19 protein-coding genes and 1 pseudogene are annotated in these 19,210 nt (G+C 69.2%); 10 read left to right on the forward strand and 10 right to left on the reverse strand.

Translation table 11 applies throughout. The annotated features are described in order from the left end of the window. Positions 1-182: 182 nt before the first annotated feature. Positions 183-3,134 (forward strand): autotransporter outer membrane beta-barrel domain-containing protein, encoded by a 2,952-nt coding sequence (locus ABLE93_RS15755; RefSeq protein ID WP_348840790.1) that lies wholly within the window; start codon positions 183-185, stop codon positions 3,132-3,134. A gap of 66 nt (positions 3,135-3,200) precedes the next feature. On the opposite strand, the gene ABLE93_RS15760 is transcribed toward ABLE93_RS15755, so the two are convergent. Then, on the reverse strand, positions 3,201-4,007 hold the full coding sequence (locus ABLE93_RS15760; RefSeq protein ID WP_348840791.1) for an SDR family NAD(P)-dependent oxidoreductase: 807 nt from the start codon (positions 4,005-4,007) through the stop codon (positions 3,201-3,203). 147 nt (positions 4,008-4,154) lie between these two features. Between ABLE93_RS15760 and ABLE93_RS15765 the strand changes: the two genes are divergently transcribed. The 4 genes from ABLE93_RS15765 (at position 4,155) to ABLE93_RS15780 (ending at position 8,337) form a co-directional block, all read left to right on the forward strand. Further along, positions 4,155-4,556 carry a MarR family winged helix-turn-helix transcriptional regulator gene (locus tag ABLE93_RS15765; RefSeq protein ID WP_348840792.1) on the forward strand — a complete coding sequence of 134 codons (402 nt, stop codon included), beginning with the start codon at positions 4,155-4,157 and terminating at the stop codon, positions 4,554-4,556. Between the two features lie 132 nt (positions 4,557-4,688). Continuing rightward, positions 4,689-5,705, forward strand: coding sequence for an aldo/keto reductase (locus ABLE93_RS15770; RefSeq protein ID WP_348840793.1), 1,017 nt, complete (start codon positions 4,689-4,691; stop codon positions 5,703-5,705). A gap of 47 nt (positions 5,706-5,752) precedes the next feature. Continuing rightward, complete coding sequence (locus tag ABLE93_RS15775) at positions 5,753-6,934, forward strand: thiolase family protein (protein WP_348840794.1); 1,182 nt, start codon at positions 5,753-5,755, stop codon at positions 6,932-6,934. A gap of 8 nt (positions 6,935-6,942) precedes the next feature. Further along, positions 6,943-8,337 (forward strand): MATE family efflux transporter, encoded by a 1,395-nt coding sequence (locus ABLE93_RS15780; protein ID WP_348840795.1) that lies wholly within the window; start codon positions 6,943-6,945, stop codon positions 8,335-8,337. 24 nt (positions 8,338-8,361) lie between these two features. Here the strand turns inward: ABLE93_RS15780 and ABLE93_RS15785 are convergent, their stop codons facing one another. Further along, on the reverse strand, positions 8,362-9,306 hold the full coding sequence (locus ABLE93_RS15785) for a GlxA family transcriptional regulator (RefSeq protein ID WP_348840796.1): 945 nt from the start codon (positions 9,304-9,306) through the stop codon (positions 8,362-8,364). Positions 9,307-9,584: 278 nt separating this feature from the next. On the opposite strand from ABLE93_RS15785, the pseudogene ABLE93_RS27005 reads away from it, so the two are divergent. Both ABLE93_RS27005 and ABLE93_RS15790 read left to right on the forward strand, forming a co-directional pair. Beyond that, a pseudogene (locus tag ABLE93_RS27005) lies at positions 9,585-9,833 on the forward strand (MBL fold metallo-hydrolase); the annotation flags it as partial. Positions 9,834-9,889: 56 nt separating this feature from the next. Next, a complete protein-coding gene (locus ABLE93_RS15790; RefSeq protein ID WP_348840797.1) occupies positions 9,890-10,354 on the forward strand; it encodes an MBL fold metallo-hydrolase in 465 nt (154 codons plus the stop codon). Between the two features lie 16 nt (positions 10,355-10,370). Here ABLE93_RS15790 and coaA read toward each other — a convergent pair whose 3' ends face one another. From coaA to hisB, 7 genes are all read right to left on the reverse strand, one after another. Further along, complete coding sequence (coaA, locus tag ABLE93_RS15795) at positions 10,371-11,342, reverse strand: type I pantothenate kinase (protein WP_348840798.1); 972 nt, start codon at positions 11,340-11,342, stop codon at positions 10,371-10,373. A 12-nt stretch (positions 11,343-11,354) separates the two neighbouring features. Next, complete coding sequence (locus tag ABLE93_RS15800) at positions 11,355-11,681, reverse strand: phosphoribosyl-ATP diphosphatase (protein WP_348840799.1); 327 nt, start codon at positions 11,679-11,681, stop codon at positions 11,355-11,357. A 74-nt stretch (positions 11,682-11,755) separates the two neighbouring features. Continuing rightward, positions 11,756-12,532: an imidazole glycerol phosphate synthase subunit HisF gene (gene hisF, locus ABLE93_RS15805; RefSeq protein WP_348840800.1), complete on the reverse strand. Its 777-nt coding sequence runs from the start codon at positions 12,530-12,532 to the stop codon at positions 11,756-11,758. Between the two features lie 7 nt (positions 12,533-12,539). Continuing rightward, positions 12,540-13,277 carry a 1-(5-phosphoribosyl)-5-[(5-phosphoribosylamino)methylideneamino]imidazole-4-carboxamide isomerase gene (hisA, locus tag ABLE93_RS15810; RefSeq protein ID WP_348840801.1) on the reverse strand — a complete coding sequence of 246 codons (738 nt, stop codon included), beginning with the start codon at positions 13,275-13,277 and terminating at the stop codon, positions 12,540-12,542. After that, complete coding sequence (gene hisH / locus ABLE93_RS15815; RefSeq protein ID WP_510183034.1) at positions 13,265-13,912, reverse strand: imidazole glycerol phosphate synthase subunit HisH; 648 nt, start codon at positions 13,910-13,912, stop codon at positions 13,265-13,267. Before hisH ends, hisA begins: the two co-directional genes overlap by 13 nt. Positions 13,913-13,917: 5 nt before the next feature. Beyond that, positions 13,918-14,403, reverse strand: coding sequence for a DUF2628 domain-containing protein (locus ABLE93_RS15820; protein WP_348840802.1), 486 nt, complete (start codon positions 14,401-14,403; stop codon positions 13,918-13,920). A 21-nt stretch (positions 14,404-14,424) separates the two neighbouring features. Then, positions 14,425-15,018, reverse strand: a complete 594-nt coding sequence (gene hisB / locus ABLE93_RS15825) for an imidazoleglycerol-phosphate dehydratase HisB (protein WP_348840803.1) — start codon at positions 15,016-15,018, stop codon at positions 14,425-14,427. Positions 15,019-15,205: 187 nt separating this feature from the next. Here hisB and ABLE93_RS15830 point away from each other — a divergent pair, with 187 nt between their 5' ends. The 3 genes from ABLE93_RS15830 (at position 15,206) to hslU (ending at position 17,995) form a co-directional block, all read left to right on the forward strand. After that, positions 15,206-15,997 carry an alpha/beta fold hydrolase gene (locus tag ABLE93_RS15830; RefSeq protein WP_348840804.1) on the forward strand — a complete coding sequence of 264 codons (792 nt, stop codon included), beginning with the start codon at positions 15,206-15,208 and terminating at the stop codon, positions 15,995-15,997. 83 nt (positions 15,998-16,080) lie between these two features. Then, positions 16,081-16,629, forward strand: coding sequence for an ATP-dependent protease subunit HslV (gene hslV / locus ABLE93_RS15835; protein ID WP_348840805.1), 549 nt, complete (start codon positions 16,081-16,083; stop codon positions 16,627-16,629). Positions 16,630-16,687: 58 nt separating this feature from the next. Next, positions 16,688-17,995 (forward strand): ATP-dependent protease ATPase subunit HslU, encoded by a 1,308-nt coding sequence (gene hslU, locus ABLE93_RS15840; protein ID WP_348840806.1) that lies wholly within the window; start codon positions 16,688-16,690, stop codon positions 17,993-17,995. A gap of 6 nt (positions 17,996-18,001) precedes the next feature. Here hslU and ABLE93_RS15845 read toward each other — a convergent pair whose 3' ends face one another. After that, positions 18,002-19,204: a sigma-54-dependent transcriptional regulator gene (locus tag ABLE93_RS15845; RefSeq protein ID WP_348840807.1), complete on the reverse strand. Its 1,203-nt coding sequence runs from the start codon at positions 19,202-19,204 to the stop codon at positions 18,002-18,004. Between the last annotated feature and the right edge of the window lie 6 nt (positions 19,205-19,210).

Below are 19,210 nucleotides of genomic sequence, written 5' to 3' on the forward strand. Positions count from 1 at the left end.
TTCTCTTTAAGAGGCCCGCATGAGAGGCCTGGCCTCCGTCCTCCATGCCGACGCACTTTCCACCGGTGACGCGCGCAACGATTGCGCTGGAAAAAGCGGAATAAGTTCAAAATGTGACATCGTCACCCCAGTTGCCGCTGGATAGCTTGGCCTTGCCCTGAGCCAGGGCGCCGGGGCATCTCATGACAATTCGATCGTTTTTTTGCGGCGGATCGCGCACGCGCGCGCTCAAGCTCGTCGCCACGGGCCTTGGCCTGGGCGCCGCCGGCCTTGCGCCGGGCGCGCTGGCGGACCCGCTGCCGTCGTCGTCGACGACCTATGAGACGCTGAATTACGGGACGAACGGGACGTTCCTCACCGGCATTCGCGGCGACAACATCGTCGGCAACTACACCATTCCCGGCACCACCGAGACCGGCGGCCTCTACTACAACATGACCAGCCAGACCTGGTCGCCCATGCCACAGGCCACCGACAACGGCGCCAACTATCCCGGCGCCATCGGCTCCTCGCCCTATGGGCCGAGCTTCGGAACCCCCGGCGGCATCCTGCGCGTGGTGGGGAGCTACCAGACCGAAACGTCGGCGCCTTACGACCTCAGCTATCTCTACGACGCCGCCGCGCCAGCGGGGCAGACGCTGACGCCGCTGGCCTATCCGGGCACCGACACGCTCTACACCATTGCCCACAGCAACTTCGGCAACCAGGTGGTCGGCGACTACGACACCCGGCTCGCGACCGGCAACGCCTTCATCTACAATATCGACACAAAAACCTATACCACCAACAACATACCGGGTGCGGTCAGCACCACAGCCTATGGCATCTACGGCGACAAGATCGCCGGCGGCTACGGCGAGGTCGAGGTGGGCGGCGGGATCCACGCCGAGCACGGCTACATCTACGACCAGACCACCGGCACCTATCAGACCTACGACCACCCCGGTGCCGTCGCGACCCATTTCGAGGGCATCACCGGGGCCGGCCGCTCCGGCGAATACAACCTCGTCACCAACTGGGTGACGGCCGACGGGGTGGTGCATCCCGCGGTCATGCACATCGACGCGCTTGGCGTCGTGACCTGGTACGAGATCGATATTCCCGGGGCCCTCGTCGTGTCCTCCAACTCGGCCTATGGCGACAATGTCGTGGGCATCTATGTCTCGACCGAGGGCGGCACGACCACCATAAACGGGTTCATCGCCACCATTCCCGGCATGTACAACCCGATCCGCAACACCGGAACGCTGAACTTCGCGGACGACAACGCCGCCGCCTTGTCGGGCCGGAAGGGCGACGACATCATCAACAGCGGCACCATCAATGTCACCGGCAACGGCGGCATCGCCATGCGTGGCGAGACCTATGGCGTTTTGACCAACAAGGGCACCATCACCGCCTCAGGCATCGCCGGGGCAGCGGTGGATCTGCATGGCACCTACGGCACCTTCCTGAATTACGGCACGCTGCAGACCACGGTCGAGGCCGACGCCCTGCGCACAGGCCTGGACGCCCACGGGACGGTGATCGTGAACACCGGCATCATTGATGGCCGGCTGGCTGCGACGGCGGGGGCTGACAAGAGGTTTGAGAATTCCGGCTGGCTCGGCGTGAGCGGCACCGGCCCGACGATTACCCACCTCCTCAGCGGCATCTTCGTGCAGACCGCGACGGGCACCTATGCGGCGCGGGTGACGGATATGGGCAGCGACTTCCTGGAGGTGACGGGCACCGTGCGGCTCTCCGGCACGCTGCAGGCGTCCTTCCTCGAGACCAGCTTTGCCCCGACCACGACGCTCATCGTGGCGACCGATGGCATCACCGGCACCTTCGACCAGGTGGTCACCCCGGGACTGCCGGCGCTGTTCGACGCGAGCGTGTCCTATGCGCCGAACACGGTGACCATGTCGGTCGCCGCCGATCTCGCCGGCAAGGCCGGGAACACGCCGAACCAGCGCGCGGTCGGCGGTGCGCTCGATCGCGTCATCAACACCACCACCAACGGCCTGCTGACGACCCTTCCGACGGCGCTCAGCCCGCTCTACGGCCTCACCGCGGCGGAGCTGCCCGGCGCCCTCACCGCCCTTTCCGGCGAGGCCTATGCCAGCACGCAGACGGTTCTCCTGGGCGACAGCGCGTATAGCCGCGACGCTCTTCTGGGACGCCTGCGCCAGGGCTCCTATGCCGGCCAGGGCGGCCCGACGGCCGCGCTCGGCTTCGGCGGGCCGGCGCTCGCCTATGCCGCGCCGACCGCGTCCGGCGTGCCGTTTCCGACCAAGGCGCAGCCGTCCGCCGAGCCGGCGTTCAACGGCACCATCTGGGCGCAGGCCTTCGGCGGGTGGAGCGCCTATGGCGGCGGCGGCGTCACAGCTGATGTGGATGCCAACATCGGCGGTATCATCTCCGGCGCCGACGTGAAGGGCGAGAACTGGATGCTCGGCGCGGCGATCGGCTACACGCACTCCAATGCGCAGATGGATGCGCTGGCGAGCCAGTCCGACACCGACAGCCTGCTGGTGGCGCTCTATGCGGGCACCAGTTCCGGGCCCTGGAAGCTGCGCCTTGCCGCGAGCTACGCCTTCAACCAGATCGACGCTTCGCGCACCATTGCCTATCCGGGATATTCCCAGCACGCGAGCGCCGATTATTCCGGCGGCACCGGGCAGGTGTTCGCGGAGGTCGGCTACGGCTTCGCGGTCCAGCAACTGGCGCTGGAGCCGTTCGCAGGACTTGCCTACGTCCACCTGCAAACCGACGGCTTCACCGAGACGGGCGCCTCTGCCGGCCTGACCGGCGCGTCGAGCGCGATGGGCGTCGGCTATTCCTCGCTCGGACTTAGGCTCGCGACCAATGTGGAACTGTCACGGGGCATGGCGCTGGAGCCCAATGCTTCGGTCGCCTGGCAATATGCGTTCGGCGACCTCACCCCCAATGCCCGGCTCGCCTTCCTCAGCGTCCCGAGCGCGAACTTCACCGTGGCCGGCGTGCCGCTGGCGCAAAACACCGCCCTGGTGAAGGCGGGCGCCGACCTGCGCATCAGCGAACGGGTCCGCCTCGGCATGGCCTATGTCGGCCAGTTCGCAGACAGCGTCACGGTCAACGCCGTCCAGGCCAACCTGGCGTGGCGCTTCTAGCGGGGACATCCGGGTGACCGGATGTCCACTCCCCTGGCGTCTTCAGCCCCGGCCTGAGCCGCGCCGTCAGCTGGCAGCCCGATAGCGGGGCGCGGGGGTGGCGCCGCCGAGGTGCGGGCTCATGGCGCGGCGGGCGGCTTCGTAGGACAGCCACTCGCCGCCATCCTGGAGCGCAGGGATGGTCACGACCTCGCCCGCGTCGAGCCCCGCGAGGGCGGCATCCACCATCGCTTCGGTCGTCATCACGATTTCCGCCGGCAGGTTCTCGTGTCCCCCGACGCCCGGAATGTTCCAGAATTCCGTCGCCGTCGCGCCCGGCAGCACGGCCTGGGCGCGCAATCCGCGGGGGCCGAGCTCGTGCTGCAGCGATTGCGTCAGCGCGAGCACATAGGCCTTGCTGGCGCCGTAGACTCCATTGAGCACCTCCGGCGCCAGCGCCACGATGGATGAGATGTTGATGATGGTCCCCCCGCCGCGCGCGACGAAGGCGGGAGCCGCGGCATAGGTCAGCCGGGTCAGCGCCGTGACGTTGATGGCGATCATCTCCTCCATGCGCGCCACGTCGGAGGAGAGCAGCGGGGTCGCGGCGCCGAAGCCGGCGTTGTTGACCAGAAGCGTGATGGCGGCGTCATCGCGCAGGGTCGCCTCAATGCGGCGCAGGTCGGCCGCATCGCTCAGATCCGCCACGACGGGGCGGACGGAGCGCCCCCTGGCGCCGGCAATGGAGGCGGAAACGGCATCGAGGCGCGCCGCATTGCGCGCGACGAGGACCAGATCATATCCGCGGCGCGCCAGCCGCTCGGCATAGACCGCGCCGATGCCACCGGATGCGCCGGTGACGAGGGCCGTGCCCTTGGTGTTGTCTGCATTCATGGCCGTCACTCCGGTCGCCTTGTTCAAACTGGCCGGAGCATAGGGGCGGGCGTCTGCGTCCCGAATGTCGAAAAAACGGCAATTCAAGCCACGAGCGCGACCACCCGGCGGTGGACAGCATCCAACTACGGGTATATACACGGATACATGGACAGTCCTTGCTATTGCGCCAGCCTGCGACGCGCCACGCGGCGCGTGTCGGCGCTCTATGACGAGGCCCTCGCGCCGTTCGGAATCAATGTGGCGCAGTATTCCCTGCTCCAGTGCATTCGCCACAAGGGCGAAGTCAGCTTGACGGAGCTGGGCGCCACGCTGGAGCTCGACCGCTCCACCGTGGGGCGGAACGTGCGGGTGCTGGTTCGCCCCGGTCTGCTGGAGATGCGCCGCGGCAAGGAGGACCAGCGCGAGGCCTGCGTCGCTCTGACCAAGCAGGGCGCCGACCTGATAAAGCGCGCGGCGGAAGCCTGGACGCAGAGCCAGAAGAAGATCGAAGGCCAGTTGGGCCCGCACCGCGTGGAGCAGCTTCGTGAACTCCTCAGCGCACTTTGACCGCCACCACAGCGCGTTCTTCAGCGCCGAATACGGGTATATGCCCTTATTGAGCGGGCCTCGAGCGCTCCGTCCTGCGCGTGTGCCGGCGGGAGCCGGCGCCCAAACCCATTCCCCTCGGGAGCAAAGCATATGAAATACAGACTTCTCGGCCGCACCGGCGTGAAGGTGGCGGAGCTGGCGCTTGGCACCGCCAATTTCGGGGGGCGCTGGGGCCACGGTGCCGACGCGGCGGAAAGTGCCGCCATGTTCAATGCCTATGCCGAGGCCGGCGGCAATTTCATTGATACGGCCGACATCTACCAGTTCGGCCAGTCGGAGGAATTTCTGGCGACACTGCTGGACGGCCGGCGTGAAGACTTCCTGCTCGCCACCAAATTCACCAACGGCGCGAGTCCCAATGCCAATCGTCTCGTTACGGGCAATAGCCGCAAGGCCATGGTGGCGTCGGTGGAGGCGAGTCTCAGGCGCCTGAACACCGACCGCATCGATCTGTATTGGGTGCACCACACCGACGAGGTGACCCCCGCCGAGGAGATCGTCCGCGGTCTCGACGATCTCGCCCGCGCCGGCAAGATCCTCTATGCGGGCCTGTCCAATTTCCCGGCGTGGCGCGTCGCCCGCGCCGCCACCCTCGCGGAACTGACCGGCGCCGTCCCCGTCGCCGCCGCCCAGTTCGAATACAGCCTGGTGCGGCGCGAGCCGGAGGCGGATGAGCTTGCCGCCTGCGCCGCGCTCGGCATCGCCGCGGTCACCTGGTCGCCGCTCGGCGGCGGCATGCTCACCGGCAAGTATCGCAGCGGCGAGACCGGCCGCGCCGAGGCGCTGGGCGGGCGGGTGTTCCAGGCGGAGAATTCCGCCCGCCGCAGCGCGACGCTCGATGCGGTGCTCACCGTCGCGCAGGAACTCGGCGCAACGCCCGATCAGGTGGCGATCGCCTGGGCGGGACGCTCCGGCGCCATTCCCCTCATCGGCCCGCGCACCCTCACCCAGCTGTCGAGCAACCTCGGCGCGAGCGCCCTCAGCCTGACGTCCGAGCACATCGCCCGCCTCGACGCCGCCAGCGCGCCCGAGGCGAAGGCCGCAGCGGTCGCCGCCGCCCCGCGCGCTGCCGACGAAACCGCGCGACCGCTCGTCCCCGTCGCCTGATCCCGCCCTGCGCGGGATCCCCATCGCACCGTTCCCAGGAGGTCGAAATGACCCGAGACATCGTCATCGCCCACCCCGTCCGCACCGCCATCGGCGCATACAACGGGACGCTGAAGGGTACCCCTGCCACCGAGCTCGGCGCCGTCGCCGTGCGCGAGACCCTGCGCCGGGCCGGCCTCGATCCGGCTTCGGTGGGCGCGGTGGTGATGGGCAATGTGATCCAGGCCGGAAACCGCATGAACTCGGCCCGACAGGCGGCCATCCACGGCGGCCTGCCGGTGGAGGTGCCGGCCATGACGGTCAATCGCGTCTGCGGCTCCGGCGCGCAGGCCGTGGTCAGCGCGGCGCAGGAGATCGCCGCCGGCGTGCATGACCTCGCCATCGCCGGCGGCATGGAGAACATGGACCGGGCGCCGTATCTGATGGACGGAGGCCGCTGGGGCTATCGCATGGGCCCGGCTCAGATCCTCGACAGCATGCTCACGGACGGGCTTGACGATGCCTTCTCCGGCAAGCATTCCGGCTGGCACACGGAAGATCTCGTCGAAAAGCTGCAGATCACCCGCGCCGAGCAGGACGCCTTCGCCGCCCGCTCGCAGCAGCGCTTCGCCGCCGCCCAGAAGGATGGCCGCTTCGCCGGCGAGATCGTCGCGGTGGAGGTGAAGGGCAAAAAGGGCCCCGAGCCCTTCGCCGTCGACGAGGCGCCACGCCCGGACACCACCGTGGAGACCCTGGCGAAGCTGCGCCCGGCCTTCCGCCCGGAGGGCACCATCACCGCCGGCAATGCGCCGGGACTGAACAGCGCCGCCTCGGCCATGGTCGTCGCCGAGCGGGGATTTGCCGAGAGGCAGGGCATCGAGGCCATGGCACGTCTCGCCGGCTACGGCATCGCAGGAGTCGAGCCAGGCCTGTTCGGCCTCGGTCCCGTCCCCGCCGTGCGCAAGGCGCTCGACCGCGCCGGCTGGTCGCTGGCCGATATCGAGCGCATCGAGATCAACGAAGCCTTCGCCGCCGTCCCCATCGCCGTCGCCCGCGAGCTCGGCCTGCCGCAGGAGATCGTGAACGTGGAAGGCGGGGCGGTGGCGCACGGCCATCCCATCGGCGCCACCGGGGCGGTCCTGGTGACGCGGCTGCTGCACGGTATGCGGCGGGATGGGCTGAAGCGCGGCGTGGTCACGCTGTGCATCGGTGGCGGGCAGGGCATCGCGCTCGCCCTCGAAGCGCTCTGAGGCACCCGATGCTCCATCGCCCAGACGACGCGGCCGCGCCCGCACCCGCCGAGACCGGGCCAGCGGTGGATGCCCGCACGCGCAGCCTGCTGGAAGCGCCCATCGTGCCGCTGCTCATCCGGCTCGCGTGGCCGAACGTGCTCATCATGCTGGCGCAGGCGTCCTCCGGCCTGATCGAGACCTACTTCGTCGCCAAGCTGGGCACGACGGCGCTCGCCGCCATGGCGCTGGTGTTCCCGGCCGTGATGCTGATGACGACCCTTTCCGCGGGGGCGCTGGGGGGCAGCATTTCCTCCGCCGTGGCGCGGGCGCTGGGATCGGGCCGGCGCGAGGCAGCCGACGCGCTGGTGCTGCACGCCCTCGTCGTGAGCCTGGTGTTCGGGATCGGCTTTGCCGCCCTCTTCCTGATCTTCGGCCGCCAGATCTACGGCGCGATGGGCGGGTCCGGCCCGGAGCTGGAGGCGGCGCTGATCTATTCCAACATCGTCTTCCTCGGCACGCCGCTCACCTGGACCATGAACGGCCTCGCGAGCGTGGTGCGCGGCACCGGCAACATGCTGCTGCCGGCCCTCGTCACCTGCGTCGGCGTCGCGCTCCTCATCCCGCTGTCGCCCGTGCTGATCTTCGGCTTCGGGCCGATCCCGGGCTTCGGCATCGCCGGCGGCGGGCTGGCGCTGGTGGCCTATTCGCTTGGCGGCACATTGGTGCTGGCGGGCTACATCCTGTCCGGCCGCAACCCGGCACGCTGGCGCTGGGTGCGGCTCGACTGGCGCGTGGTGGGCGCCATCACCCGCGTCGGGACCCTCTCGTCGCTCCAGTCCATCCAGACCAACATCATCGTCGCCAGCGCCACGGCCCTCGTCGCGCTCCACGCCGGGGTGGACGGCGTTGCGGGCTTCGGCACCGGCGTGCGGCTCGAATATCTGCTCATTCCCCTCATCTTCGGCATCGGCGCGCCGATGGTGGCGCTGGTGGGGACCAATTTCGGCGCCGGACGCGGCGACCGGGCGAGGAGCATCGCCATCGCCGGCGCGGGCCTCGCCTTCCTCGTGACCGAGTGCGTGGGGCTCGCCGCGGCGGTCTTCCCGGAGGCGTGGCTGTCGCTGTTCAGCGCCGAGCCCGGCATGATCGCGGCGGGCAGCGCCTATCTGCGGATCGTCGGCCCGTTCTACGGCTTCTTCGGTATCGGCCTCGCCCTGTACTTCGCCGGGCAGGGCGCCGGCCGCCTGTTCTGGCCGGTGGTGGCGGGCTTCCTGCGCGTCGTCGTTGGCCTCGGCGGCGGCTGGCTCGCCCTGCGGCTGACCGGCTCGATGGAAGCGCTGTTCGCCGCCCTTTCCGCCGGCCTGATCGTCTACGCCAGCGTCGTCATGACCGCCGTGAGAACGGGAGCCTGGCTCAGGTAAGGTGCGATCCCGCCTTCGCCACGGTCAGGCGGCGCCCTCCATGTGACGCAGGTTGCGGCGCAGGCTCTGGGGCGGATGACCGAAGAATCGCAGGAAGGCGCGCCGCATGCGGTCCCGGTCGGCGAATCCGGTGTCGCGCGCCACCACGTCCAGGGCATGGCGCCCCTCCTCCAGCATGGCCTTTGCCGCCTCCAGCCGCAGCCGCTCCACCGCCTTGGCCGGGGACACCCCCGTCTCCTGGCGGAACACCCGGCTGAACTGGCGGGGGCTGAGGCGCGCGGCCTCAGCCAGTTCCTCGACAGTCAAGGCGTTGCAAAGGTTCTCCCTGGCGTGGACCAGCGCCCGGCGGACGCGGTCCGACCGCGGCTCCAGCTCCAGCAAGGCGGAGAATTGCGACTGCCCGCCGGGGCGGCGGTGATAGACCACGAGCTTGCGGGCGACCTCCCGAGCCAGCGCTGCGTCATGGTCCTCCTCGATCAGCGCGAGGGTGAGATCGATGCCTGCGCTCATGCCCGCCGATGTCCAGATGTGGCCGTCGCGGATGAAGATGCGGTCGTCATCCACGCGGACGGCCGGGAAGCGGTCCTGAAGCGCCTTGGCATGCGCCCAATGCGTCGTCGCCGCCCTGCCGTCGAGGAGGCCGGCCTCAGCGAGGAGAAATGCGCCGGTGCAGACGCCGGCGACCCGCCGCGATCGCTCGCCTGCGCGGGCGATATAGCTCCGCAGGACCTCGGAGATCGGCCGCACCTCGAGTTCGCCGAGCACCATCAGCGTATCGGGAAAATCCCCGAGCGCCTGCGTGCCGATCTGCACCCCGAGGGACGATGAGATGCTGCCGCCTCGCTCGGACATGACCGCGAGGCAATAGGCCGGTTCCTCCAGGATGGTGTTGGCGAACTCGAAGGCCGACAAAGCGGCGAGCCCCATGACCTGGAAGCCGTCCTCCATGATGAATCCGATACGCCGCATCTACAGGTCCGATGTCGCAAATTGCCGTTAAACGCAGTTTGAGACAGATAGCGCCGATTTCAAGGGCGGCCCATCCGCTCCGCCGGCTTCCAGGACGCATCGCACGCGACCCCCGGGCCGACTCAAGGTCGCAGGTTGCACGGACTGATTGCGTTACCGCCGCCCCTCGCTCAAACTCAGTGACGATAGTCTTGTATGGCGTCCGGCAGGGTGAGGCGACCCATGAGGATCCATCATCTCAGTTGTGCCTGCGTACAGCGGCTGTCCATCAATGGGCGATGCCTCGCTGCCATGTGCAGCTGATCGAGACACCGTCCGACGGCCTCGTGCTGGTGGATACCGGCCTCGGCACCCCGGACTATGCGAACATGCCCAGCCGGCTCGGCTACGGCTTCGCCTATGGCTACGCCAATCCCAAACGCGACCCCTCCCTCGCGGCGATCAACCAGATCCGGGCGATGAACCTCAGGCCCGAGGACGTGCGCCACATCGTCCTCACTCACATGGATCTCGACCACGTAGGCGGCCTGTCAGACTTTCCCATGCCAAGATCCACGTCCACTCCGCGGAGCTTGCCGCCGCGATGGCGCGGCGCGGCGTGCGCGCGAAGGGGCGCTACCGGCCGCTCATGTGGGCACACCAGCCCGAGTTCAACACCTATTCCGAGGAAGGCGAGCCCTGGTTCGGCTTCGAGGCGGTGCGCGATCTGGAAGGGCTTCCGCCCGAGATCCTTCTCGTTCCCCTCTTCGGCCACACCTTCGGCCATTGCGGCGTCGCCGTCCGCGGGGCGGAGGGCTGGCTTCTGCACGCGGGGGATTCCTACTTCGATCCCCGCGAGGTGAAGGGGCCGGTCTGGCAGTGCGCGCCGGTGGTACGTCTGTTCCAGATGGTGGTCACCATGGACACGCGCGCCCGCTTCTACAACCAGGCCCGCCTGCGCAGCTTCACCGCCGCCCATCCCGAGGTCCGGGTGTTCTGCGCCCACAATCCGTGGGAGCTGGAGGACTGCCAGGCGGCAAGGGCTGAGCGGCTTCCCGCCGCCGCCTGAGGACGCACGGCGCGGCTTACAGCCGGCGCAGGCTCACCTCGGCCACCTCATGGGCGCCTTCCTTGCGCAGGATCAGGTCGGCGCGCTGGCGGGTGGGCAGGATGTTGTCCACGAGATTGGGCAGGTTGATCCGCCGCCAGATGGAGAGGGCCGTCGCCTCGGCCTCCTCGTCGGTGAGCTGCGAATAGCGATGGAAGTAGGACAGCGGGTCCTTGAAGGCGGTGGACCGCAGCCGCATGAAGCGCTCCACGTACCAGTGCTCGATCACCTCCTCGTCGCCGTCGATATAGACCGAGAAGTCGAAGAAGTCGGAGACGAAGGGGATGGCCTTTCCGTCCTTGGGCGGCCGCGTCGTCTGCAGCACGTTGAGCCCCTCGACGATGAGGATGTCGGGGCGGTCGATCTCGACATGCTGGTCGGGCATCACGTCGTAGAAGAAATGCGAATAGAGCGGCGCGCGAACCGGCCGCCGGCCGGCCTTGATGTCGGTGAGGAAGCGCAGCAGCGCCGGCACGTCGTAGCTCTCCGGGAAGCCCTTCTTCTCCATCAGCCCCTCGCGCTCGAGGATGGCGTTGGGCAGAAGGAAGCCGTCCGTGGTCACGAGGTCCACCTTGGGCGTGTTGGGCCAGCGGGCGAGCAGCGCCTGCAGCACGCGCGCCGTGGTGGACTTGCCCACCGCCACCGATCCGGCGACGCCGATGATGTAGGGCATCTTGCCCTCGCCATTGGCGTCCTCGGCGCGATGGTCGAGGAAGTGGCTCATGGCGCGGAACAGCTTCTGGGTCGCGGCCACATAGAGCGAGAGCAGGCGCGACAGCGGCAGGTAGATCTCCTCGACCTCCTTCATGGAAAGGTGGACGCCGAGGCCCTCCAGCCGTGTGATCTCGTCCGGACGCAGCGTCATGGGGGTATCGCGGCGCAGCGCGGCCCATTCGGCGCGGGAGAAGGAGCGATAGGGAGAAAGGCCGGGATCGAGGTGCAGGTCCATGGGCGGCCCCTCTCAGCCGTTGGAACGGGCGGCTTTTTCGGCGAGGCCGGACTGGCCGGTGCGCCGGGCAAGCTCGGCATGCACGTCCGCGAGTGCCACTCCGCGGGCGTGCAGCACCACCATCAGGTGGTAGAGAAGATCGCTGGTCTCCGAGACCAGTTCCGCCGGGTCGCCGGAAACCGCGGCGATCACCGTCTCCACCGCCTCCTCGCCCAGCTTCTGGGCGCATTTGCCCACGCCCTTGTCGAGCAGGCTGCGGGTGTAGGACGCGCCCGCATCGGCCGAGGCGCGGGCCGCGACGATGGCTTCGAGATCGGCAAGGGAGAAGCTGTCGCTCATCAGTTGGCCCCGCAGGAAGGGTCAGACGGCACGCGGCCGGCGCCGGTGGTTCGGTGGGTGAGCGGGGGTCCGCCCTAGACGTCGAGCCGCACGGGGAGGCCCGCCTCGGCGAGCCGCTCCTTGGCCTCACGCACGGTGAAGGTGCCGAAGTGGAAGATGGAGGCGGCGAGCACCGCCGAGGCGCCACCCTCGCGGATCCCGTCGACGAGATGATCCAGCGTGCCGACCCCGCCCGAGGCGATGACCGGCACGTGGACCGCGTCGGCGACCGCGCGGGTCAGCGCGCAGTCGAAGCCCTGGCCGGTGCCGTCCCGGTCCATGGATGTGAGCAGGATCTCGCCCGCCCCGAGGCCTACCACCTCGCGGGCGTACGCGATCGCATCGAGCCCCGTGGGATGGCGGCCGCCGTGGGTGAAGATCTCCCAGCGGTCCGCCTCGCCTGCGCCCGACACCTTCTTGGCGTCGATGGCGACGACGATGCACTGCTCGCCGAACTTCTCCGCCGCCTCGCCCACGAAGGCGCGGCGGTTCACGGCGGCGGTGTTGATGGAGACCTTGTCGGCGCCTGCGTGCAGCAGCGTGCGCACATCGTCCACCGTGCGCACGCCGCCGCCCACGGTAAGCGGCATGAAGCATTGCTCGGCGGTGCGGCGCACCACGTCGAGGATGGTGCCGCGGTTCTCGTGGCTGGCGGTGATGTCGAGGAAGGTGAGCTCGTCGGCGCCCGCCGCGTCATAGGCGCGCGCGGCCTCCACCGGATCACCGGCGTCGCGCAGGTCCACGAATTGGACGCCCTTCACCACGCGGCCGTCCTTCACGTCGAGGCAGGGGATGACGCGGACCTTGAGCATGGCACACCTATCGTCCGGCCACCAGCGCGAGCGCCGCGCGGGGGTCGAGCCGCCCGTCGTAGAGCGCGCGGCCGGTGATGGCGCCCTCGAGCTTCGCCGCCCGCGGCGCCAGCAGGGCCTCGATGTCGGCCAGCGCGGCGAGCCCGCCGGAGGCGATCACGGGCAGGGCCACCGCCTCGGCCAGCGCGAGGGTGGCGTCCAGGTTGAGCCCCTTCAGCAGGCCGTCGCGGGCGATGTCGGTGTAGATGATGGCGGCGACGCCCGCATCCTCGAACCTCTTGGCGATGTCCACGGCGGCAAGGTCCGAGGTCTCCGCCCAGCCCTCCACCGCGACACGTCCGTCGCGGGCGTCGAGGCCCACCACGATGCGGCCGGGATGGGCCTTGGCCGCGGCCTTCACGAAGTCCGGGTCGCGCACCGCGGCGGTGCCGAGGATGACGCGGGTGACGCCCTTCTCCAGCCAGCCCTCGACGGTGCGCATGTCGCGGATGCCGCCACCGAGCTGCACCGGGATGGAGACGCTCTCCAGGATGCGCTCCACCGCCGCGGCATTCACCGGCTTGCCGGCGAAGGCGCCGTCGAGGTCCACGAGGTGGAGATAGCGGAAGCCGAGGATCTCGAACTCCGAGGCCTGGGCGGCGGGATCGCGGTTGAACACGGTGGCGCGCGCCATGTCGCCCTGTTCGAGGCGCACGGCGAGGCCGTCCTTGAGGTCGATGGCCGGAAAAAGGATCACGGGTGCCACTTCAGGAAATTGGCGAGCAGAGCGAGGCCCAGCCTCTGGCTCTTCTCGGGATGGAACTGGGTGCCGGCCACGTTGCCACGTGCGACCATGGCAGTGATGGTGCCGCCATAGTCGGTGGTGGCGACGAGGTCGAGCCCGTCGGCCGGCTTCAGGTGGTAGGAATGCACGAAATAGGCGTGGAGGCCCGAAGCGCCCGTGGGGATGCCGGCCAGCAGCGGGTGCTCGCGCGCCACCTCCAGCGTGTTCCAGCCCATGTGCGGGATCTTGAGCCCGGGATCGTTCGGCGTGATGCGGTCCACCTCGCCGCGGATCCAGCCGAGGCCGTCGGTCACCCCGTGCTCCAGACCACGCTCGGCGAGCAGCTGGAGGCCGACGCAGATGCCGAGGAAGGGCCGGCCCTTCTCCTTCACCGCCTCGGTCATGGCCTCGACCATGCCGGACACGGCGTCGAGGCCGGCGCGGCAGTCGGCAAAGGCGCCCACCCCCGGCAGCACCACCCGATCGGCGGCGCGCACCACATCGGGATCGCTGGTGACCACCACCTGTTCCGCTCCGAGGTCGAGCGCCGCCCGCTCCATGGCCTTGGCTGCCGAGTGGAGGTTGCCGGAATTGTAGTCGATGATGGCGACGCTCATTCGCCTCAGGCTCCCGGAAAGGCGCCAATGACGCCCGTGGGGGCGGTCGGGCCGCCCCCACCTGCGCGGATCGCCGGCAACGCGCCGGCGGACCGGGGCGCGGGATAGAGCCCCTCCCAGGCGCTGAAGAAGCGATGCTCGGCGTCCTCGCGATCGGCGGCGATCACAATGCCGGCCTCCTCGTAGCCGAGTCGCTCCAGCTTGCGCTGGCGCAGCCGGGGCAGCTCGAAGGCGAGAAGGATATGGAAGCCGGCGAGCACCACATTGCCCACCAGATCGTGCATGCCGCCGAAATATTCGCTGACGCCCAGCAGCACCACCACCGCCACATAGGCGGCGAACGCCAGCCACAGGCGAAAGCGCAACAGCACGAAGGGGGCGAACAGCAGCGTCGCCCAGGAGAATTTCTCCCGCACGAACACCGTGCGCCCCGCCGCCGCCTCGGCGGTGTCGCCGGGGGCGTTCCGGGTCAGGACCGTATAGGTGGCCATAAATGCCTCACGTTCCGGGCTTCAGGTTCCGAGCGCGCCCTTGGTGGAGGGAATTTCCCCGGCCGCGGCCGGATCCACCGCCACCGCCGCCCGCAGCACCCGGGCGAGGCCCTTGAAGCAGCTTTCCGCGATGTGGTGGGCATTCACCCCGTACAGCGTCTCCACATGGAGGGTAACGCCGGCATTGGAGGCGAAGGCCTGGAAGAACTCGCGCACCAGCTCGGTGTCGAACTCGCCGATCTTCGGCACCGCGAATTCGGTACGGAAGACGAGGAACGGCCGGCCGGAGATGTCGAGCGCCACGCGGGTCAGCGTCTCGTCCATGGGCAGCAGCACGTCGGCATAACGGGTGATGCCGCGCATGTCGCCGAGCGCCTTCCGCAGCGCCTGGCCGAGCACGATGCCGACGTCCTCCGTGGTGTGGTGGAAGTCCACGTGGAGGTCGCCGTCCGCCTTGATGTCGAGGTCGAAGCGGGCGTGGCGCGCAAGCAGGTCCAGCATGTGGTCGAGGAAGCCGATGCCCGTGGAAACGGCAGCCTTCCCCGTCCCGTCGAGATCGACGGTCAGGGCGACCCGGGTCTCCTTGGTCTCGCGAACGATTTCGGCCTTGCGCATGGAACTCCTCCAAGGCCGCGGTTTCTATCAGCAACATCGCTGCGACGCCATATGGCGAAGAGATGACGCGGGGCGCGGTCCTTTCGGCACCCGCGTCTCTGCAGCCTTTGCCTCCGCCGCCGCCGCCCATCTCGCGGGCGCAAGAGGGATGTGGCATAGGACCACCGTCACGGAGCGAGGATGGCCGATGCCGACGACGCAGAACGACGGGTTGGAGCTTGCCTACCAGGTCAGCGGTGAGGGCCCGCCCCTCCTCCTCATCTCCGGCCTTTCGGCGGAGCGCTCGTTCTGGACTCTGTCCCGGCCGCTGCTCAGCGGCTTCACCCTCATCGAGTTCGACAATCGCGACATCGGCAAGAGCGCGCGGGCCAAGGCGCCCTACGCCGTCGCCGACATGGCGCGCGACGCCCTCGCCGTCCTCGACGCCGCCGGGATCGCCAAGGCGCATGTGGTCGGCCATTCGCTGGGGGGCATGATCGCCCAGGAGCTGACCCTCATGGCGCCCCAGAGGGTAGATCGGCTGGTTCTGTCCAATACCATCGCCCGCTCCGACCTCTACACCACCGAGATCATGCGCCTCCTGAAGGAGCTGCGCCTGCAGATCGACAACGAGCTGACCTTCGGCGCAGCGCTGACCACCTTCGTCCTCGGCATGCGGACGCTGAAGACCATTCCCCTGTTCGCCGCTGTTCAGCAGTCGCTGGATGCCGGACTTTACCAGGAGAAGGACGCCTTCCTGCGCCAGCTCGACGCCTGCGTGTCCTTCGACGCCCTCACCCGCATCGGCATGATCGCGGCGCCGACGCTTGCCATCTATTGCGACGACGACCGCCTGTTCGCCCCGGCCATGGTGCGCGAGGTGGCCGACGCCATTCCCCACGCCGCCCTGGACGAGATCATCGACAGCGGCCACTGCCCGATGGTGGAGGCGCCCGAGAATTTCTGCACCACCGTCCGCGCCTTCCTCGAGGGCAGCTGACGCCGCCCGAGGGTAAACCGAGGAGCAGCCACGAGTTGCGTCCGCGCCGGAACCGCCTAAGTAAGGCCGGAGCGGAGCTTTCTATGCAGCATTCCCCGGATACCATCTACGGCACCACCATCGTCTCCGTGCGCAAAGGCAACCGCGTCGCTATCGCCGGCGACGGGCAGGTCACGCTCGGCCAGACCGTGCTGAAGTCGAACGCCCGCAAGGTCCGACGCCTGGGCAAAGGCGACGTGATCGGCGGCTTCGCCGGCGCCACGGCGGATGCCTTCACCTTGTTCGAGCGGCTGGATGCAAAGCTCGAGCAGTATCCCGGGCAGCTCCAGCGCGCCGCGGTCGAGCTCGCCAAGGACTGGCGCACCGACCGCTACCTGCGCCGGCTGGAAGCGATGATGATCGTCGCCGACGCCTCGGTCTCCCTGGTGCTCACCGGCACGGGCGACGTGCTGGAGCCCGAGGCCGGGGTCGCCGGCATCGGCTCTGGCGGCGCGTTCGCGCTCGCCGCCGCCCGCGCCCTCCTCGACCGGGAGGAGGACCCGGAGGCCATTGTCCGCCGCTCGCTGGAGATCGCTGCGGACATCTGCGTCTACACCAACCGCAACATCGTCGTGGAAACCATCGGTTCCTGACGGCGAGCCCGGCGCGCCCCCTGCGCGCGGGCGGACTGGAGAAAGACATTCCGATCCCATGAGCGACTTTTCCCCCCGCGAGATCGTCTCCGAGCTCGACCGCCATATCGTCGGGCAGGCCAATGCCAAGAGGGCCGTGGCGATCGCCTTGCGCAACCGCTGGCGCCGCCTGAAGCTGGACGACAAGCTGCGCGAGGAGGTGCTGCCCAAGAACATCCTGATGATCGGGCCCACCGGCGTCGGCAAGACCGAGATCTCCCGTCGCCTCGCCCGTCTCGCCGGCGCGCCCTTCCTCAAGGTGGAGGCCACCAAGTTCACCGAGGTGGGCTATGTGGGCCGCGACGTGGAGCAGATCGTGCGCGACCTCGTGGAGGTGGGCATCGGCCTGATGCGCGACGCCAAGCGCAAGGACGTGCAGGCCAAGGCGCATCTCAACGCGGAAGGCCGGGTGCTCGACGCCCTGGTGGGCGCCACCGCGTCACCGGCGACCCGCGACGCCTTCAGGAAGCGGCTGAGGGCGGGCGAACTGGACGACAAGGAAGTGGAGATCGAGCTGCAGGCCGGCGCACAGAACATGCCCATGTTCGAGATTCCCGGCATGCCGGGCGCGCAAATGGGCGCCATCTCCCTCGGCGACATGCTGGGCAAGGCCTTCGGCGGCCGGGCCAAGCCGCGCCGGGTGACGGTGAAGGAGGCCCACCCCCTCCTCCTCACCGAGGAGGCGGACAAGCTCATTGATCAGGACGCCACCGTGCAGGAGGCGATCCATGCGGTGGAGAACAACGGCATCGTCTTCCTCGACGAGATCGACAAGATCGCCGGGCGCGAAGGCCGCTCGGGCGCGGACGTCTCCCGCGAGGGCGTGCAGCGCGACCTGCTGCCCCTCATCGAAGGCACCACCGTCTCCACCAAGCACGGGCCGGTGAAGACCGACCACATCCTGTTCATCGCCTCGGGGGCCTTCCACGTCTCCAAGCCCTCGGACCTTTTGCCGGAGCTGCAGGGTCGCCTGCCCATCCGCGTGGAGCTGGAGGCGCTCACCCGCGCCGATTTCGTGCGCATCCTCACCGAGACCGAGGCGAGCCTCGTCAAGCAGTCGGTGGCGCTGATGGCCACCGAAGGCGTCACGCTGGAGGTCACGGCCGACGCCGTGGAGGCCATCGCCGATGCGGCGGTGGAGGTGAATTCCAACGTTGAGAATATCGGGGCCCGCCGCCTCCAGACGGTGATCGAGCGGGTGCTGGACGATCTGTCCTTCTCCGCCCCGGACCGCTCCGGCGAGACCGTGGTGGTCGATGCGGAATATGTGCGATCCCGCGTCGCGGATCTCGCGAAGAATGCCGATCTCAGCCGCTTCATCCTGTGAGGCGGCTCAGGACTGGAGCGTCCGCTCCTGCCAGGCGAGCTTCTTGCGGTAGAGGGTCGAGGGGCTGAGGTCGAGGGCGGCGGCGGCGAGCGAGATGTTGCCGTCGAAGGCGGCGATGGCCGCCTCGATGGCCCGGCGCTCCACCACGGCGAGGGGTTCGACCCGGCCCGAATAGGTGGCGAACCCATCCATCCAGGCCTCGAAGCGCGGCTCCGCGGCGTCGGCCGCCGTGGCGGGCTCCGGCTCGACGAAAAGGTCCGCCGGCAGCACGCCACCCTCGCTCAGGACCACGGCGCGGCGCATCAGATTCTGCAATTCCCGGACGTTGCCGCGGAACGTGCGCGCCCGCAGTGCCGCCACGGCCTCGGGAGTCAGGCGGGGCATGGGGCGGCCCTCCTCGCCGGCGAAGCGGGCAAGGAAGGTCTCTGCGAGGAGCAGCACGTCGTCGCCGCGCGCCCGCAGGGGCGGGATGGCGAGGGGAAGCACGTTCAGCCGGTAATAGAGATCGCCCCGCAGCCGGCCGGCGCTGGTCTCTTCCAGGGGATCGCGGCTGGTGGCGCAGACGAGACGCACGTCGGCGTCGCGCTCGCCGACCTCGCCCACCGGGCGGAAGCGGCCGGTCTCGACGAAATGGAGCAATTTGGCCTGGGTCGCCGGCTCCATCTGGGTGACCTCGTCCAGATGCAGCGTGCCGCCCTGCGCGCGCTCCAGGGCGCCGGCGTCCTCGCGGCCGAACAGCGCCACCTCCATCAGGTCGGGCGGAATGGCCGCGCAGTTGAGCGCGACGAAGGGGCCGTCCTGCCGCGGCGAGGCCACGTGGAGCGCGGTGGCAACCAGATCCTTGCCCGAACCGCATGCGCCCGTGACGAAGACGGGCGCGCGGGATGCGGCGAGGCGCTCGATCTGGGCATAAAGCGCCAGCATGGGCTCCGACCGGCCGGACAGGCCGCAGAAATCGCCGCCCCGCGGCAAGGGCCGGGAGGCGCGGCGGCGGCGCTCGGGCCGGCGGGCCGGCGTTGCGGCGAGCAGGCGATCCACCACCTGCTCGGGCTGCACGGGGGCCTGAACCACGTCGTCCGCGCCCGCCCGCATGGCCGCGACGGCATCGGCCACCGCACCCTCCGCCAGCGCCACCACCAGCGTGCCGGTGAACCCGGCCGCGCGCACCCGGCGGATCGCATCCTCCGGCTCCGCAACGGACATCAGCATGGCGGC

Source organism: Xanthobacter pollutisoli, from assembly GCF_040044995.1.
Classification (GTDB): Bacteria; Pseudomonadota; Alphaproteobacteria; order Rhizobiales; family Xanthobacteraceae; genus Xanthobacter.

Excerpts from the sequence above, each read along its gene's own strand:
- ABLE93_RS15755 (WP_348840790.1), top strand. The coding sequence starts at position 183 with ATGACAATTCGATCGTTTTTTTGCGGCGGATCGCGCACGCGCGCGCTC.
- ABLE93_RS15760 (WP_348840791.1), bottom strand. The coding sequence starts at position 4,007 with ATGAATGCAGACAACACCAAGGGCACGGCCCTCGTCACCGGCGCATCC.
- ABLE93_RS15765 (WP_348840792.1), top strand. The coding sequence starts at position 4,155 with ATGGACAGTCCTTGCTATTGCGCCAGCCTGCGACGCGCCACGCGGCGC.
- ABLE93_RS15770 (WP_348840793.1), top strand. The coding sequence starts at position 4,689 with ATGAAATACAGACTTCTCGGCCGCACCGGCGTGAAGGTGGCGGAGCTG.
- ABLE93_RS15775 (WP_348840794.1), top strand. The coding sequence starts at position 5,753 with ATGACCCGAGACATCGTCATCGCCCACCCCGTCCGCACCGCCATCGGC.
- ABLE93_RS15780 (WP_348840795.1), top strand. The coding sequence starts at position 6,943 with ATGCTCCATCGCCCAGACGACGCGGCCGCGCCCGCACCCGCCGAGACC.
- ABLE93_RS15785 (WP_348840796.1), bottom strand. The coding sequence starts at position 9,306 with ATGCGGCGTATCGGATTCATCATGGAGGACGGCTTCCAGGTCATGGGG.
- ABLE93_RS15790 (WP_348840797.1), top strand. The coding sequence starts at position 9,890 with ATGGCGCGGCGCGGCGTGCGCGCGAAGGGGCGCTACCGGCCGCTCATG.
- coaA (WP_348840798.1), bottom strand. The coding sequence starts at position 11,342 with ATGGACCTGCACCTCGATCCCGGCCTTTCTCCCTATCGCTCCTTCTCC.
- ABLE93_RS15800 (WP_348840799.1), bottom strand. The coding sequence starts at position 11,681 with ATGAGCGACAGCTTCTCCCTTGCCGATCTCGAAGCCATCGTCGCGGCC.
- hisF (WP_348840800.1), bottom strand. The coding sequence starts at position 12,532 with ATGCTCAAGGTCCGCGTCATCCCCTGCCTCGACGTGAAGGACGGCCGC.
- hisH (WP_510183034.1), bottom strand. The coding sequence starts at position 13,912 with ATGAGCGTCGCCATCATCGACTACAATTCCGGCAACCTCCACTCGGCA.
- ABLE93_RS15820 (WP_348840802.1), bottom strand. The coding sequence starts at position 14,403 with ATGGCCACCTATACGGTCCTGACCCGGAACGCCCCCGGCGACACCGCC.
- hisB (WP_348840803.1), bottom strand. The coding sequence starts at position 15,018 with ATGCGCAAGGCCGAAATCGTTCGCGAGACCAAGGAGACCCGGGTCGCC.
- ABLE93_RS15830 (WP_348840804.1), top strand. The coding sequence starts at position 15,206 with ATGCCGACGACGCAGAACGACGGGTTGGAGCTTGCCTACCAGGTCAGC.
- hslV (WP_348840805.1), top strand. The coding sequence starts at position 16,081 with ATGCAGCATTCCCCGGATACCATCTACGGCACCACCATCGTCTCCGTG.
- hslU (WP_348840806.1), top strand. The coding sequence starts at position 16,688 with ATGAGCGACTTTTCCCCCCGCGAGATCGTCTCCGAGCTCGACCGCCAT.
- ABLE93_RS15845 (WP_348840807.1), bottom strand. The coding sequence starts at position 19,204 with ATGCTGATGTCCGTTGCGGAGCCGGAGGATGCGATCCGCCGGGTGCGC.